The following is a 16,067-nucleotide window of genomic DNA, read 5'->3' on the forward strand; positions in this document are numbered from 1 at the left end:
GTCTCGCGTCGCCAAAGAGTGAGATGACGATGTCTTAACTGAGGCGGGAAGTCGACATGTACACGGCCGGGTAGATCCGGCGTCGGTGGCGCGAGAAACGGCTCATCGTAGGAGCGGAAGCGTGACGGCTCGATTTCGTTGTCGCGCATCGGTCAGAATGATTCCGATAAGGAGGCGTTGATGGGTTTCTACGTGCGAAAGAGCGTGAAGGCGGGTCCGTTCCGCTTCAGCATGAGCAAATCCGGCCTAGGAGTAAGCGCTGGAGTGCCCGGATTCCGCGTCGGGTCAGGTCCGCGCGGCAACTACGTCAGCATAGGCGGAAACGGCGTGTCGTACAGAACCACACTCAGCCCCCGAGTGCCCGCCGCACCCACACCCTTCGTCCCCATCGAGTACGCACCCAGCTCCGTCATCATGGAGGACGTGAGCGGAGCGACTGCGATGACTCTCGCACCCACAGGCGGTGGAGACATCGTCGAGCAGCTGAACACCGCGGCCAGTCGTTTTCGGTGGGCGTGGACCATCGCCATCGTTGCTGCAGTGCTCGGGATGGCGATGCTCCCCTATGGCACGGTCCTTTGGGCGGTCGCGATACCGCTCTGCTGGTGGCTCTTTCTCCGAGACGCAGCACGAGGCAAGGTCGTGCTGCTATACGACGTCAAGGACGCTACAGCCGACTGGTTCGACACTCTCGTGACCAACTGGGAGTGGATGACACGGTCCGAGAAACTATGGCGCACCGTACAGTCGGGCCGCGTGCAGACGGTCTACCAACACAAGACAAACGCCGGAGCCGGCAAGCTGGTCGAACGCATACCTCTCACCGCTCGACTGACGGGGCCGAAGCACATCTCAACCAACGTCGCAGTTCCGACGCTTGAAGCCGGGAAGGCGGGGCTCTACTTCCTGCCCGATCGTCTCCTCGTGCGGGAAGGCAAGCACTATACGGATGTCGCATACGCGCGACTGCGGGCGCAGGGAAATGGCCAGCGCTTCATCGAGAGCCCGGGAGGTCTGCCGCGGGATGCGCACCAAATCGACCACACCTGGCAGTACGTCAACGTGAAGGGCGGTCCCGACCGCCGCTTCAAGAACAACCCGATGCTACCGATCATGTTGTACGGCGCACTTGATCTGACCACCATCGACGGCCTCAACTGGCAAGTTCAGACTTCCCGACACGAAGCAGCTCCAAGCATCGCACAGACCCTTTCTGCGACCCCGCGGGTCGACATCGTGCCGTGATCCACGGCGTCTGCCGCCCATCCACGCAACTGCCACTCGCGGGCGCCCGTCAGGCTCCTGACGATCTGGGCTTCCAGTCGATGCGAGTGGCCCCGCGCGGTCCTCGCAGACCAGCAGTCCGGGCCTCAGCATCGGCAGACCGGAGCTGGTAGCCGCCGACACAAAAAACGTCCGCACAACGGGAGAGGAAGAGGTGGACGAGTGGGCCGTTCAGCCGCAAAAACTCGCCGAATCTACTGCTGGGGTACCTGGACTCGAACCAAGAACAACTGAACCAGAATCAGCCGTGTTGCCAATTACACCATACCCCAAGGGTGTGTCACCGAAGTGGCACCGAGGGACGAGTCTACCCGACCGGAGCGGGGCGTCCAAACCCACCGGGCCCCGGGCGTTTCGTCCCGCCGCGCTCCCTCGCCGCGTGCGAGCTCAGCCGTCAGCCGATGTGCTGGACGAGGGCGTCGAGGCGGCGGAGCGACTCCGTCTTGCCGAGGAGCTCCATCGACTCGAACAGCGGAGGCGACACGCGACGGCCACTCACCGCGACGCGTAGGGGCCCGTATGCGACTCGCGGTTTCAGCCCCAGCCCCTCGATGAGCGCCTCAGACAGCGCCTCCTGGAGGGCAGCGGCGGTGAAGTTCTGCTCGGGGACGAGCTCCAACGCTCCCACCGACGCCACGAGCACCTCGCCCGCGTTGGCGGGGAGGCCCTTCAGGGCATCCTCGTCATAGGTCACTTCGTCGCGGAAAAGGAAACCGAGGAGTCCGGGCGCTTCACCGAGGAGCTGCATGCGCTCCTGGACGAGAGGCGCCGCCGCCGCCAGGATCCGCTCCTGCTCCGCCGTCAAGGTCTCCCCCACGAGTCCCGCGGTCCGCAGGTACGGCAGAAGGCGCGCGGCGAAGTCAGCCGGCTGCAGCATGCGGATGTGGTCGCCGTTGATGGACTCCGCCTTCTTCTGGTCGAAGCGGGCCGGGTTGGGGTTGACGTCGACGATGTCGAACGCCGCGATGAACTCCTCGAGCGAGAACACGTCGCGGTCGGGGGCGATCGACCAACCGAGGAGCGCCAGGTAGTTGAGCAGCCCCTCGTGGATGAAGCCACGCTCCCGATGGAGGAAGAGGTCGGCCTGCGGATCGCGCTTGGAGAGCTTCTTGTTGCCCGTCTCCCCCAGCACGAGCGGCATGTGCCCGAAGCGCGGTACGAAGTCGGTCACCCCCGCATCGATCAGGGCGCCGTAGAGCGCCAGCTGTCGCGCAGTGGAGGGCATGAGGTCCTCGCCGCGGATGACGTGGGTGATGCCCATGAGGGCGTCGTCGACGGGGTTGGTGAAGGTGTAGAGCGCCTGCCCGCCCGCGCGCACGACGACGAAGTCGGGGAAGGATCCGGCGGGGAAGGTGACCTCACCGCGGATCAGGTCGACGTAGGTGAGGTCGTGATCGGGCACGCGAAGGCGCCACGCGGGCTCGCGTCCCTCGGCGCGGAACGCCGCCTTCTGCTCGTCGGTGAGGTCGCGATCGTAGTTGTCGTAGCCGAGCTGCTTGGCGCGGCCGGCGGCCTCGTTACGCGCGTCGATCTCCTCGGCCGTCGAGTACGACTCGTACACCGCCCCGGACGCGATCAGCCTCTCGAGGACGCCGGCGTAGATGTCGCGGCGCTGCGACTGGCGGTACGGCGCGTGCGGGCCGCCCTTCTCTACGCCCTCGTCCCAGTCGATCTCGAGCCAGGTGAGGGCGTCGACGAGCTGGCGGTAGCTCTCCTCGCTGTCGCGCGCGGCGTCGGTGTCCTCCACGCGGAAGATGAGCTTGCCGCCGGTGTGACGCGCATACGCCCAGTTGTAGAGGGCGGTGCGGACCATCCCCACGTGCGGAAGGCCCGTCGGGGAGGGGCAGAACCGCACGCGGACGTCGGTTCCGGAGGCGGTGGTGGTGCGGGGATCGATCGCTGCAGACATCCCCGCCAGTCTAGTTGCCGCCGCTCGTCGCCTCCGCGGCCGGCACCGCCGCCGCCGTGGCCGCAGCGACCGCCCGCTCGAGCGCCCGGAGCACGGTGGCAACGGCCGGAACCCGGTCGGCCCCGTGTGCCGTGACGACGTGGATGAGTCGCTCGTCGCCCGCGAGGAGGGGGCGTGTGACGATCCCGGGCAGTGCGGGGAACGAGGCGACACCGAGCGCCGGCAGCGTCGCGACGCCGATCCCCTGCGCGACGAGCCCCTCGACAGCGACGACATTGTCGGTCTCGAAACCGATCCGCGGCGTGAAGCCCGCGCGGCCGCAGAGCTCCAGAAGGTGTCCGCGACAACGCGGGCAGCCCGCGATCCAGTTCTCCTCGGCGAGGAGCGCCACGTCGATGACGTCGCGGTCCGCGACGGGATGATCCTCCGGCACGACGACGAGCAGATCGTCGCGCCCGACCGTCCGCACCGACAGGCCCCGCGCGCTCACCCCGTGCGGATCGGCGCGGTCGCCGGGGTACGCGAAGGTCACGGCGATGTCGGCACGGTCGTCACGGACGGCGGCCACCGCCTCCGGCGGTTCCGCCTCGACATACGTGAGCGAGACACCCGGATGACGGCGAGCGAGATCACGCAGCAACCGCGGCAGAATCGTCGGAGTGGCGGAGGGGAATCCGAGGATCCGCACGGTGCCCGCCTCCAGCCCGCGCAGCTCTGCGAGCTCGCCGACGGCGGCGTCGAGCGCCGTGGTCACCGACGGAGCGTGTCGGGCGAGCACGCGCCCCGCCTCCGTGAGGCGGACACGCCGTCCCACGCGTTCGAGGAGCGGAAGGCCGAGCTTCGTCTCGAGGCGCCTCATCTGCTGGCTGACCGCCGGCTGGCTGTATCCGAGCAGGTCGGCCGCCGCGGTGAGCGACCCCGCGTCGGAGATCGCCTTGATCACGCGGAGATCGTGGACGTCGAGCTGCGCGTCATCTGCCATCCCTACACATAAGCATCCGTGATGCTTTTCATGCAACACCTGCCGTGGACGAATGAACCCACGCCGGTCATGCTGGGGCCATGTCGCCCCTTGCCGCTCCCGTCGTCTCAGCCACCGCGCCGCGCGGCCTCGCCGAGGTGCGAGCCGAGTTCGTCGATGCGCACGGCTACCTCGCGGCGTGCACCGCGGGCCTCCCCACCCTCGGCACGCGCTCGGCGATCATGGGTGACCTCCTCGGGCGCCCCGACCCGCTGCACTATGCCGCGGTGGTCGAAGCATCCCGAAGCCACTTCGCCCGGCTGGTGGGGGTGAGCCCCGACCGGGTGGCGATCGGCGCCCAGACCTCGGTGTTCGCGGCACTCCTCGCCGCTTCACTCCCCGACGGAGCGGAAGTCCTCTGCCCCGACGACGAATTCTCGTCCCTGGCCCTGCCCTTCGTGCACGCGGGACGGGGGATCACCGTGCGGACGGCTCCGTTGGCAGAGCTGGCGGCGGCGGTGCGCCCGGGCACCGCGATGGTGGCCTTCTCGCTCGTCCAGTCGGCCTGCGGCTCGGTGGCCGATGCCGACGCCATCGTCTCCGCCGCGCGCGCCGTCGGGGCACGGACGTTCTGCGACGTGACGCAGGCCGCGGGATGGATGCCCGTGACCGCCGACCGGTTCGACGCCGTCGTCTGTCACGCATACAAATGGCTGTGCGCGCCCCGAGGGGTCGCGTTCCTCACCCTCGGCGCAGACCTCGCCGCGACCCTGCGTCCGGTCCACGCAGGCTGGTATGCGGGTGAGGACCCCTGGGCCTCCTGCTACGGGGTCGATGCGACGCTCGCGAGCGACGCGCGCCGGTTCGACGTCTCCCCCGCCTGGCAGGCCTTCGTCGGGGCGGAGCCGGCGCTCCGGCTCTTCGCCGAGGCCGACGCCGCGGCCATCCACTCCTACACGACCGGGCTCGCCCGCCGTTTCCGCGAGAGGATCGGGCAGCAGAGCGCGCAGGAGAGCGCGATCGTGAGCTGGCTCGACCCGGAAGGACGAGATCTCGCCACGCTGACCGCCGCCGGAATCGTCGCCTCGGGCCGCAACGGGCGCGCGCGCGTGGCCTTCCACGTGTTCAACGACGCGTCGGACGTCGATCGCGCGGCACGGGCGCTCGATTCCTGACCCCGCAGCCCTGATCCGGCAGCTCAGTCACGACCGAATCGGACTCAGCGGCGGGCGTAGGGCGCGAGCACCACGGTCGCAGCGACGAGAACGAGCGCGACCATCGCGAGCCCGCCGTAGTCGATCGCGCTCAGCAGCACACCGGCGATCACCGCGCCCACGGCGGCGCTCGAAGTCATGAGCGTGTCGCTGAGCCCCTGCCTGCGGGGGCGACGTAGCGTCTCCGTGCTCTCGGTCAGGAGCGCAGCCCCGGCCACAGTCGCCGCGCTCCAGCCGAGCCCGAGAAGGAAGAGCGCCACGAGCACGGCCATCGGCTCATCGGGAGCGACGGCCGCCGTCACGAGGGATGCCGCGAGGATCGCCTGACCGAGGAGCACCGTCGTAATCCGCCCCCACCGGTCGGCCAGCATGCCGAAGACGGGCGAGAGTCCGTACATCCCGAAGACGTGCAGCGCGATCGTCACGCCGACGATGAGGGTCACATGCTCCGGCGCCAGATGCGACAGATGCACCGGCGTCATCGCCATGACGGAGGCCATGACGACGTGCGAGGCGGACACCGCGAAGATCGCGTAGCGCGCGGCGACGGGTCGATCGACCTCCACGACATGCTCGCGACGCGCTTCGCCCGTGCGTGCCAGCTGCTGCGCCGTCAGCAGCGGATCGGGCCGGAGCGCGACGAGGTAGAGCACGAGCGCCAAGATCTGGGCGACGATCGAGAAGGCGTAGGCGCCCGTCAACGGCGGCATGCCGATCGCGGCGCCGAGCGCTTCGCCCGGGGTGAGCATGAGAGGTCCGGCGACACCCCCGACCGTCGTCGCCCACACCACGGTGCCGAGATCGCGCCCCCGGCGAGAGGTCGTGGCCAGGTCGGTCGCGGCGAATCGTGACTGGAGGTTGCCGGCGTTTCCCGCCCCGATGAGGATCACGCCGATGAGCAGCAGCGGGAACACGCGCGCCGCCGCCGCACTGATCACGACCGCGATGCCGACCAGAGCAAACAGGTTGCCGAGCGTGAGCGCGCGCCTCCTGCCGTAGCGGGCGGCCAGGCGAGACAGCGGAATCGCACACAGGGCGGCCCCCAGCGTGACCGACGCCGTCGCCCATCCCGAGAGCGCTTCGTTGCCGGAGATGTCCGAGGCCAGGAGCGCGCCGAGCGAGATCGTGGCTCCGAAAGCAATGCCGCCCAGCACCTGTCCGGCGGCGAGCACCCCGACGACGCGCCGCTGGATACGAGCGATCGCTGCGGGGGTCTGCTCGGCCGCCACGGGAGTGGTCCGAGGCCCGCCCGGCGCGTCGTCGCGATTGGCCGCGGCGGCCTCAAGCATTGCGTACGGTGTTGCGCAGCACGCCGATCCCGTCGATCTCCACCTCGACGGTGTCTCCCGCCTCGAACGGTCCGACGCCGGCGGGGGTCCCGGTGAGGATCACGTCGCCGGGAAGCAGAGTGAACGCGGCCGATGCGTACGCGATGATCTCCGCCACCGAATGGACCATGTCGGAGAGCGGACCGTCCTGCCGCACCTCGCCGTTGACGCGGGACACGATGCGGGCCCCACCGGTGAGGTCGAACTCCGTCTCGATGACCGGACCGAGCGGGCAGAACGTGTCGAATCCCTTCGCGCGCGCCCACTGCCCGTCGGAGCGCTGCAAGTCGCGGGCGGTCACGTCGTTGGCGACGGTGTAGCCGAACACACGCCCGAGGGCGTCGTCGACCGAGACATCCTTCGTCACGCGCCCCATCACGACGGCGAGCTCGCCCTCGAAGTCGGTCCGCTCCGACTGGCGGGGCCGGACGATCACGTCGCCGGGGCCGATCACCGACGTGTTCGGTTTGAGGAAGAGGAGCGGTTCGGCGGGCGCCTCGCCGCCCATCTCGGCCGCATGATCGCGATAGTTCTTGCCGACGCACACCACCTTCGAGCGCGGGATCACGGGGGCGAGCAGCGTGACGTCGGAGACGGGGATCCGCTCCCCCGTCGTGTCGAATCCGCTGAACAGCGGGTCTCCGGCGAGCACGACCACGTCGCCCTCGTCGATGATCCCGAATCGGATCTTCTCGTCATGACTGAAACGCGCGATCCGCATGGTTCAGGCGTCCAGCCGCAGCAGCCAGCCGTGCGTGTCCTCGGCGCGACCGTACTGGATGTCGGTGAGCTGCTGGCGCAGTTCCAGCGCGAGCGTGCCGGTGGGCTGGGCGTCTTCGAAGCCCTTGCCCTTGAGCGTGCCGATCGGAGCGACGACAGCCGCGGTCCCGCATGCGAACACCTCGACGATGTCTCCGGAGGCCACTCCCTCGCGCCACTCCGACAGCGGAACTCGACGCTCCTCCACCGCGTGGCCGCGGTCGCGCGCCAGCTGCAGGAGGGAGTCGCGCGTGATTCCCTCGAGGATCGAATCGGACTGCGGAGTGACGAGCGTGCCGTCCTTGTAGACGAAGACGATGTTCATGCCGCCGAGCTCCTCGACGTCACCGTCCTGATCCAGGAAAACCACCTGATCGCAGCCCTGTTCGTAGGCCTCGGCCTGCGGAAGGAGGCTCGCGGCGTAGTTGCCACCGGTCTTGGCTGCCCCGGTGCCGCCCTTGCCGGCCCGCGCGTAGTCCTCGCTGAGCCAGATCGAGACCGGCTTCGCGCCGCCCTTGAAGTACGCGGCGACGGGACTCGCGATGAGGTAGTACGCCACCTTGTTCGCCGGACGGACGCCGAGGAACGCCTCCTTGGCGAACATGAAGGGCCGCAGGTACAGGCTCTGATCGGCCCCCGAGGGCACCCAGTCACCGTCGACGGCGATCAGCTCACGCAGGGACTGGATGAAGTACTCCACGGGCAGTTCCGGGAGGGCCAACCGGCGGGCGCTGCGCTGCAGGCGACGCCCGTTCTGATCGGGGCGGAACGTGTGGATCGAACCGTCGGCGTGACGGTACGCCTTGATGCCCTCGAAGATCTCCTGACCGTAGTGGAGCACGGCGGCCGCGGGATCGAGAGAGATCGGACCGTACGGCTGCACGCGGGGGCGGTGCCAGCCGCCGCGCGCCGACCAGCAGATGTCGACCATGTGATCGGTGAACGTCGTACCGAAGACCGGATCGCGCAGCAGCTCTTCGCGGGCCGCGGGCGACACCGCCGCGAGGTTCTTGGTGACGGCGAACTCGAGCGGGGCGAGCGCGTTCTCGGAGTCGATGAGGGTCATGTGGGTGTCCTGTTCCATGCGCGAGGTCGACGGGCGTCGGCAGGTGAGTCCAGGTTACGCCTGGAGCCGCGCGACGATCGCGTCGCCGATCTCGGCGGTCGTTCGTGCGTCCGAGCCCCGTGCCGCGATGTCGTCCTCCACCGCGCGCGTGACGCGGTGGGCCAGGTCTGCCAGCCCGAGGTGATCGAGCAGGAGCGAGACGGAGAGGATCGCAGCCGTGGGGTCGGCCTTCTGCTGTCCTGCGATGTCGGGCGCCGAGCCGTGCACGGGTTCGAACATCGAGGGGAAGGCGCCGTCGGGGTTGATGTTCCCCGAAGCGGCGAGACCGATGCCTCCGGTGACGGCACCGGCCAAGTCCGTGAGGATGTCGCCGAAGAGGTTGTCGGTGACGATCACATCGAAACGGCTCGGGTTCGTGACCAGGAAGATGGTTGCCGCGTCGACGTGCAGATAGTCTACGGCCACGTCGGGGTACTCCGTCGCCACGGCGTCGACGATCCGCTTCCACATCCCCCCGGCGTGGACGAGCACATTGGTCTTGTGGACGAGCGTCAGCAGGCCCCTTCGGCGCTGCGCCTGGGCGAACGCGAACCGGACGACGCGCTCGATCCCGAACGCGGTGTTGACACTCGTCTCGTTCGCCACCTCGTGCGGGGTGCCGACCCGGATCGCACCGCCGTTGCCGACGTAGGGCCCCTCCGTACCTTCGCGCACCACGACGAAGTCCACGTCGCCCGGCTCGCGCAGTGGCCCCGGAACTCCGGGGTAGAGCTTCGACGGTCGGAGGTTGACGTAGTGGTCGAGCTCGAACCGCAGTTTCAGCAGCAGTCCGCGTTCGATGTTGGCGTGAGCGAGGCGGGGATCGCCGGGAACACCGCCGACGGCTCCGAGGAGGATCGCGTCGTGCTCCTTGATCGCCTGCAGGTCATCGTCGGTGAGGGTGTCACCGGTCTCCAGATAGCGCCCCGCGCCGAGCGAGAACCGCGTGCTCGCCACGTCGACGCCGGTGCCGGCGGTGACGGCCGCCAGCACCTTCTCCGCCTCGGTGACGACCTCGGGGCCGATCCCGTCGCCGGGAATGACGGCCAGTCGGATGGTGCGTGCGGCAGCGCTCGACATTGCTCTCCTCGTGAGGGGTGAAGGTGCACCCTCGGACATGTCGGGAGGGACACCTCCGGAGGCGTCAGTGCTCCACGCGCGTGCCGCGGGTGCCTCCCAGCGTAGTGGCCGCGATGACGGCGGCGATCGCGACGAGCACGGCACCGATGACCGCCGTGATCCCGACCCCCGCGTCGAAGGCGTGAGCCGCCGCGGTGCGCAGTTCGGCGGCGACCTCTGCCGGCAGTTGGCTCGACACCGCGACAGCGCCGGCGAGGGTCTCCCGCGCCGCGTCGGCCGCGTGCGCCGGGAGCCCCTCGGGGAGCACGAGGCCGCTCCGGTATGCGGCGGCGAGGATCCCTCCGAGAACGGCGGTGCCGAGCACCGCGCCGACCTCGTACGCGGTCTCGGAGACGGCGCTGGCGGCTCCCGCCTTGGCCGGGGGTGCGCTCGCGAGCACGAGATCGTTCGACACGGTCTCCGCCGCGCCGATCCCGACGCCCAGCAGGATGAAGGCGCCCACGAGCATCGCGAGGGCTCCCCCGCCCACTGCTGCGGGCACCAGCAGGTACGCCGTCACCGAGAGGAGCAGCGCGACGGGCACGACGATGCGCGGAGCGAACCGCCGCGAGATCGGCACGACGAGCAGACCCGCCACGATCATCGCCACCATGCCGGGGACGAGGGCGAGGCCCGCCTGCATGGGCGGGAGGCCGACGATCAGCTGCAGGTGCTGCGCGACGAAGTAGAGGAACCCGACGAGGGCGATGACACTCAGAAGGTTCACCAGGAGAGCGCCGCTGAAGGTGCCCTGGCGGAAGAGGCGCATGTCGAGCATGGGCGCCGCCGAGGTCAGCTGGCGCCGGACGAAGACGACGCCGAAGCCGATCCCCGCGACGACCAGTACGACAGGGAGCACCCCGAGGCCCTGCACGGCGAACTCCTTGATGGCGTAGACGATCGGCACCATCGTCAGCATCGACAGGAGGATGCTGACCGGGTCGATGCGGCCCGGCTGGGGGTCGCGACTCTCCGGCACGAGGATCGGCGCGAAGACGAGCAGCGGCAAGAGCACGGGAACCGAGAGGAGGAACACCGAGCCCCACGCGAAGTGCTCGAGCAGAAGACCGCCCACGATCGGGCCGAGGGCCGCGCCCGCCGAGAACATCGAGGCCCAGACGGCGATCGCGAGCCGCCGCTGGTCGCGGTCGGTGAAGATGCTGCGAAGGAGCGAGAGCGTCGACGGCATGAGCATCGCCCCGAAGACCCCCAGCCCCGCCCGCGCGACGATCAGCCAGCCCGCCGTCGGTGCGAACGCGGCGAGCACCGAGACCGCCGCGAACCCCACGCCGCCGATGAGGAGGAGTCGCCGACGGCCGTACCGGTCGCCGAGCGTTCCCATGGTGACCAGGAGCCCCGCGAGCACGAGCGGATACGCGTCGATGATCCAGAGCTGCTCGGCGCTGCTGGGCTGCAGGTGGAGAGCGATGTCGGGCAGCGCGAAGCTCAGCACCGTGTTGTCGACCGAGACGAGCAGCACCGGGAGCATGAGGACCACCAGGGCCGCCCAGCCGCGCCAGCCGACCCGCTTTCCTTGCGCGTCGGCGATGGCGATTTCTTCTGTGAGAGTCATAGTTCCTATACCGTCCAGCCGGTATAGTATCAGAGAGAGAACGTCAGCCGGCTCCATCCGGGATGGCTACGATCGGAAGACATGAGCAGACCTCCCCTCGCCCGCGAACGCGTCCTCGACGCGTATGAAGCCCTGCTCATCGCCGAGGGGGAACGCGGCGCGACGATGGACGCGATCGCGCGCCAGGCCGGGGTGTCCAAAGGCGGGCTGCTGTATCACTTCGCGTCCAAGGAAGCCCTGGAGGCAGCCCTCCTCGCCCGCACCGAGGCACTCGCCGAGGAAGACGTCGCGTTGATCCGCTCGGATGCCGCGGGCCCCGTCGCGGCGTTCATGCGGTCCTCCGTGCTGAACGACTCGCCCGTGGATCGTGCGCTCATCGCCGCCACCAAGCTCGCGCAGAGCGGGAACGCCGACGCCGCCCATGCCCTCCGCCGCGTGCGTCAGCAGTGGGAAGACGTCCTGCGGCCGCACACGCGCGACGAGACCGCCTTGCAACTCGTGATGCTCGTGAGCGACGGCCTCTACTTCAACAACGCGATCGACGACGCCGTCGTCCAGGGACCGGTCCCCCAGGGCGCGGAGATGGACGCCTTGATCGCCCTCGTCGAGTCGGCGACCCGGGAGTGACCCCGACCGCACGGCCCAGTGCGACGCTCAGGACTCGGTGAGCGACGCTCAGGACTCGGTGATCTCGATCTGACGGAACAGGTCGGCCTGGATCGCCGAGCGGACCTCGTCGAGCAGCTCGTCTGCGACGGGCGAGTCGACCGTCAGCACCGACAGGGCCTGTCCCCCGGCCTGGCGACGGGCGATCTGCATGCCGGCGATGTTGATGCCCGCCTCACCGAACTTCTGACCGTAGACGGCCACGATCCCCGGGCGATCCGTGTAGAGCATCACGATGTGGTGCTTCTCGATGGGAAGCTCCAGTGGGTGGTCGTTGATGCCCACGAGCTTCTCGGTCTGCTTCGTCCCGGTGAGAGTGCCCGACACCGACAGCTGCGATCCGTCGGAGAGCGCGCCCCGCAGGGTGATGACGTTGCGGTACTCCTCGGACTGGTCGTCGACGAGAAGGCGCGACTCGATCCCGCGCTGCTCGGCGAGAAGCGGCGCGTTGACGTACGAGACCGTCTCGCTCACGATGTTCGTGAACACACCCTTGAGCGCCGCCAGCTTGAGGACCTTGACGTCGTACTGGTTGAGGTCGCCGTGCACCTCGACGTCGAGGCTCGTCAACGGCGAGTGGGCGAGTGCCGAGAAGATCTGTCCGAGCTTCTCCACGAGCGGGATCCCGGGCCGGACGTACGGATCGATGACGCCCCCCGCCACGTTCACCGCGTCGGGGACGAGCTCGCCGCCGAGGGCGAGGCGCACCGACTTGGCGACCGAGACTCCGGCCTTCTCCTGCGCCTCGTCGGTCGAGGCCCCCAGGTGGGGCGTGACGAGCACGTTCGGCAGGTCGAGGAGCGCGTGGGCGGTCCCCCCCGCCGCGGGCGGCTCGCTCGTGAAGACGTCGAGACCCGCACCGGCGATCTCTCCCTCGACGAGGGCCACGCGCAGAGCCTCCTCGTCGATGAGCCCACCGCGGGCAACGTTGACGATGTAGGCGGTCGGCTTCATCAGCGTGAACTGTGCAGTGGAGATCATGCCCGTGGTCTCCGGCGTCTTCGGCATGTGGATCGTGACGAAGTCGCTCTGCTGCAGCAGCTCGTCGAGAGACACCAGCTGCACGCCGAGCTGCTGCGCCCGGGCGCTCGTGACGTAGGGGTCGTACGCGACGACGTTCATGCCGAACGCCTGCAGCCGCGCGGCGATGAGCGCGCCGATGCGGCCGAGGCCGATGATCCCGAGCGTCTTCTCGAAGAGCTCGACGCCGGTGTACGCGCTCCGCTTCCACTGTCCCGCCGACAACGACGCGTGAGCGGCGGGGATGCGACGCGCGAGACCCAGGATGTGGGCGACCGTCAGCTCCGCGGCCGACACGATGTTCGACGTCGGTGCGTTCACGACCATGACACCCGCCGTGGTGGCCGCCTTGATGTCGACGTTGTCGAGACCGACTCCTGCGCGGGCGATGACCTTCAGCCGCGGGGCTGCCGCGATCGCCTCGGCGTCCATCTTCGTCGCCGAGCGAATCAGCACGGCATCGGCGTCCGCGAGCGCGGGGAGCAGCACGGAGCGGTCGGCACCGTCGACGTGGCGGATCTCGAAGTCGGGCCCGAGGGCGTCGATCGTGGCGGGAGAGAGTTCTTCGGCGATGAGCACGACGGGCTTGGACACGCTGGGCAACCTTCAGGGGCGTCGCGAGAGCGAGGAGCGGTGATGGAATGCCGCGCCGCACACCGTCGGGGCGTGGCAGGGCCAGCCTACCGGGCCGTGGCACGCGCCGATGACCGTGTGACGCCGTAGCAAAGGCACCGGCAGTCGGCAGCCCGTTCTGCTCAGGTCTCGGCGGCGGCGCGTCGCAGCCACTGCTCGACACCGGCCACGTGCGCGGTCGCGAGCGAGGTCGCAAGCTCGACGTCGCCCGACGCGATGGCGTCCACGATCGCCCGGTGCTCGTGGAGCGTGCGCTCCACTGCGCCGTCCTGGGTGAGTCCTCGCCACACCCGCGCGCGCACGGTGTGGCTCGTGAGGCTCTCCACGAGGCTCGCGAGGTAACGGTTGCCGCCGAGCGCGACGATCGCCCCGTGGAAGCGCACGTCGTGCTCCACGAGGGTCTCGATGTCGGTGTCACGCTCGACCGACTGCAGCTCCACCTCGAGGGCGGCCACGTCCTCGGCCTGTGCACGCTGGGCGGCGGCACCCGTGGCTTGCGCCTCGAGGATGCGGCGCACCTGGAAGATCTCCAGCAGCGAGGCATCGTCGTGCATGTCGACGACGAACGAGATCGCCTCCAGCAGCAGTCGCGGCTCCAGACTCGTGACGTAAGTGCCGTCACCACGTCGCACGTCGAGCACGCGGATGACCTCCAGCGCCTTCACCGCCTCCCGCATGGAGTTGCGCGACAGCCCCAGCCGCTCGGACAGCTCCTTCTCGGGGGGCAGTCGGTCTCCCGGAGCGAGCTCGCCCGACACGATCATCGCCTTGATCTTCTCGATCGCCTCATCGGTCACCGCCATGGCGTTCATCGTAGGGACAGGCCAGACATCCCACCTCCCGGCTCGCCGACGCCCGTCGGGAAGAATGGACGGGTGCGTATTCTCGACAGTCACCTGCACCTCTGGGATCCGGCACTGCTCCCCTACCCGTGGCTGGAGGGAAGACTCCTCCGACGTTTCGGACCCGAAGACTACCGGCGCGCCGTCGGGGACACGGCGGCGGCCGACCCCTCCGAGGGTCCCGTCGCGCGCGGGGCCGTGTTCGTGCAGGCCGAGAGCGCCGAGGAGCGCAGCCTCGACGAGGTCGACTTCGCCTCGGCAGTCGCTCTCGAGGCGGGCATCGTGGGCATCGTCGCGCGCGCCGCCGTCGAGCGGGGTGACGCGGTGGGAGACGAGCTCGACGCCCTCGCCACCCGCCCTCTCATCGTGGGGGTGCGACGGCTCATCCAGGACGAGGCCCCGGGATTCGCACGCTCCGAGGCCTTCGTCGCGGGAGCTCGTCACGTCGCCCGCCGCGGTCTCACCTTCGACGCGTGCGTCCGGTGGCACCAGCTCGACGAGGTGAGCGAGCTCGCCGCGCGGGTGCCGGAACTGCCGATCGTCCTCGACCACCTGGGCAAGCCCCCGCTCGGCGCCGGTCCGCAGGAGGTCGAAGGACGGACCCGGTGGGAACGGTCGCTGCGGCGGCTCGCCACCCACCCGCAGGTGCACTGCAAGCTCTCGGGGCTTCCCGCGGAATCGGATGCCGACACCACCACGGACGCGTGGTGGCACGTCTTCGATGTGGCACTGGAGGCCTTCGGCCCCGAAAGGCTCCTCTTCGGCGGCGACTGGCCCGTCTCGTGGCCCTACGACCCGTGGGAGCTCTCCGTGCGGACCTGGGCCGAAAGCCGGGTTCCGGACGCCCTGCCGGGAATCCTGGCGGAGAACGCGGAGCGGTTCTACGGGGTGTCGATCGGCGACTCCCCCGCCGCACCCTGACCGAGGGGTCGGGGCACGCCGAGCGAGCTACTGCGGACGCAACCGCAGGCGCGCCATCCCACCGTCGACCTCGATGAAGGTGCCCGTCGTGGATCCCGCGTGAGGACCGACGAGGTAGCGCACCGCGGCGGCCACCTCGTCCGCCGTCACGAGGCGTCCGTGCGGCTGTCGCTGTTCCAGCGCGGCGCGCTCGGCGTCGGGGTCCGGCGCCGAGGCGAGGAGCCTGCCGACCCACGGAGTATCGGCGGTGCCGGGATTGACGGCGTTGACGCGAATGCCCTCGCGCAAGTGGTCGGCGGCCATCGCCCTGGTGAGGGAGAGCACCGCGCCCTTCGACGCACTGTAGAGCGCTCGATCCGGAAGGCCCACCGTGGCCGCGATCGAGGCGATGTTGCACACCGCCGCGTGCGATGACCGCCGGAGCCACGGGAGCGCGGCGGAGGTGACCCGCGCCATGCCGGTGACATTGACCGACAGCACGCGCGCCCATTCGGCATCGTCCACCGTCTCGACGCTCCCCTGAGCGCCCACGCCGGCGTTGTTCACGAGGATGTCCATGCCTCCCGCGGCCTCGGCGACACCCGCGATCGCCGCATCGATGCTCGCGCGATCCGTGACATCCGCCGCGTACGCATCCAGTCCCGGCGCGGCACCCTCGATCGAGCGGTCCAGCACCGCGACGCGCGCCCCGGACGCCGCGAGCTCCGCGGCGATCGCGGCGACGATGCCGGAG

Annotated in this window: 14 protein-coding genes, 1 tRNA gene and 1 pseudogene; 5 read left to right on the forward strand and 11 right to left on the reverse strand. The window is 69.5% G+C overall.

Features of this window, described 5'->3' with window-relative positions:
- Positions 1 to 180: 180 nt before the first annotated feature.
- Positions 181 to 327 (forward strand): annotated as a pseudogene (locus QM591_RS07205) (DUF4236 domain-containing protein); the annotation flags it as partial.
- A 114-nt stretch (positions 328 to 441) separates the two neighbouring features.
- The gene (locus QM591_RS07210; RefSeq protein ID WP_415131078.1) at positions 442 to 1,245 is read left to right on the forward strand and encodes a hypothetical protein; all 804 of its coding nucleotides are present in this window, start codon (positions 442 to 444) and stop codon (positions 1,243 to 1,245) included.
- 239 nt (positions 1,246 to 1,484) lie between these two features.
- Here QM591_RS07210 and QM591_RS07215 read toward each other — a convergent pair.
- The 3 genes from QM591_RS07215 to QM591_RS07225 form a co-directional block, all read right to left on the reverse strand.
- Positions 1,485 to 1,556 (reverse strand) — tRNA-Gln (locus QM591_RS07215).
- A gap of 122 nt (positions 1,557 to 1,678) precedes the next feature.
- A complete protein-coding gene (gene gltX / locus QM591_RS07220) occupies positions 1,679 to 3,193 on the reverse strand; it encodes a glutamate--tRNA ligase (RefSeq protein WP_415131052.1) in 1,515 nt (504 codons plus the stop codon).
- A 10-nt stretch (positions 3,194 to 3,203) separates the two neighbouring features.
- The gene (locus QM591_RS07225) at positions 3,204 to 4,175 is read right to left on the reverse strand and encodes a LysR family transcriptional regulator (protein WP_415131054.1); all 972 of its coding nucleotides are present in this window, start codon (positions 4,173 to 4,175) and stop codon (positions 3,204 to 3,206) included.
- A gap of 80 nt (positions 4,176 to 4,255) precedes the next feature.
- Between QM591_RS07225 and QM591_RS07230 the strand changes: the two genes are divergently transcribed.
- Complete coding sequence (locus QM591_RS07230) at positions 4,256 to 5,329, forward strand: aminotransferase class V-fold PLP-dependent enzyme (RefSeq protein WP_415131056.1); 1,074 nt, start codon at positions 4,256 to 4,258, stop codon at positions 5,327 to 5,329.
- 44 nt (positions 5,330 to 5,373) lie between these two features.
- Here the strand turns inward: QM591_RS07230 and QM591_RS07235 are convergent, their stop codons facing one another.
- From QM591_RS07235 to QM591_RS07255, 5 genes are all read right to left on the reverse strand, one after another.
- On the reverse strand, positions 5,374 to 6,657 hold the full coding sequence (locus tag QM591_RS07235; protein ID WP_415131058.1) for an MFS transporter: 1,284 nt from the start codon (positions 6,655 to 6,657) through the stop codon (positions 5,374 to 5,376).
- Complete coding sequence (locus QM591_RS07240; RefSeq protein ID WP_415131060.1) at positions 6,650 to 7,417, reverse strand: fumarylacetoacetate hydrolase family protein; 768 nt, start codon at positions 7,415 to 7,417, stop codon at positions 6,650 to 6,652. The genes QM591_RS07235 and QM591_RS07240 overlap by 8 nt, the downstream gene beginning before the upstream one ends.
- Positions 7,418 to 7,420: 3 nt before the next feature.
- Positions 7,421 to 8,521: a branched-chain amino acid aminotransferase gene (locus QM591_RS07245; protein ID WP_415131062.1), complete on the reverse strand. Its 1,101-nt coding sequence runs from the start codon at positions 8,519 to 8,521 to the stop codon at positions 7,421 to 7,423.
- A 54-nt stretch (positions 8,522 to 8,575) separates the two neighbouring features.
- Positions 8,576 to 9,640 carry a 3-isopropylmalate dehydrogenase gene (locus QM591_RS07250; protein WP_415131064.1) on the reverse strand — a complete coding sequence of 355 codons (1,065 nt, stop codon included), beginning with the start codon at positions 9,638 to 9,640 and terminating at the stop codon, positions 8,576 to 8,578.
- 64 nt (positions 9,641 to 9,704) lie between these two features.
- Positions 9,705 to 11,252, reverse strand: coding sequence for an MFS transporter (locus QM591_RS07255; protein WP_415131066.1), 1,548 nt, complete (start codon positions 11,250 to 11,252; stop codon positions 9,705 to 9,707).
- 81 nt (positions 11,253 to 11,333) lie between these two features.
- On the opposite strand from QM591_RS07255, the gene QM591_RS07260 reads away from it, so the two are divergent.
- Entirely contained in the window at positions 11,334 to 11,879 is a 546-nt protein-coding gene (locus QM591_RS07260) for a TetR/AcrR family transcriptional regulator (protein WP_415131068.1), read from the forward strand.
- Positions 11,880 to 11,927: 48 nt separating this feature from the next.
- Here the strand turns inward: QM591_RS07260 and serA are convergent, their stop codons facing one another.
- Both serA and QM591_RS07270 read right to left on the reverse strand, forming a co-directional pair.
- Positions 11,928 to 13,532 carry a phosphoglycerate dehydrogenase gene (serA, locus tag QM591_RS07265; RefSeq protein WP_415131070.1) on the reverse strand — a complete coding sequence of 535 codons (1,605 nt, stop codon included), beginning with the start codon at positions 13,530 to 13,532 and terminating at the stop codon, positions 11,928 to 11,930.
- A gap of 161 nt (positions 13,533 to 13,693) precedes the next feature.
- Positions 13,694 to 14,374: a FadR/GntR family transcriptional regulator gene (locus QM591_RS07270; RefSeq protein ID WP_415131072.1), complete on the reverse strand. Its 681-nt coding sequence runs from the start codon at positions 14,372 to 14,374 to the stop codon at positions 13,694 to 13,696.
- A gap of 72 nt (positions 14,375 to 14,446) precedes the next feature.
- Between QM591_RS07270 and QM591_RS07275 the strand changes: the two genes are divergently transcribed.
- Positions 14,447 to 15,334 (forward strand): amidohydrolase family protein, encoded by an 888-nt coding sequence (locus QM591_RS07275; RefSeq protein ID WP_415131074.1) that lies wholly within the window; start codon positions 14,447 to 14,449, stop codon positions 15,332 to 15,334.
- Positions 15,335 to 15,361: 27 nt separating this feature from the next.
- Here the strand turns inward: QM591_RS07275 and QM591_RS07280 are convergent.
- The coding region (locus QM591_RS07280) for an SDR family NAD(P)-dependent oxidoreductase (protein WP_415131076.1) at positions 15,362 to 16,067 on the reverse strand (706 nt) is incomplete at its 5' end.

It is taken from the genome of Microbacterium sp. (assembly GCF_047607225.1).
Lineage (GTDB): Bacteria > Actinomycetota > Actinomycetes > Actinomycetales > Microbacteriaceae > Microbacterium.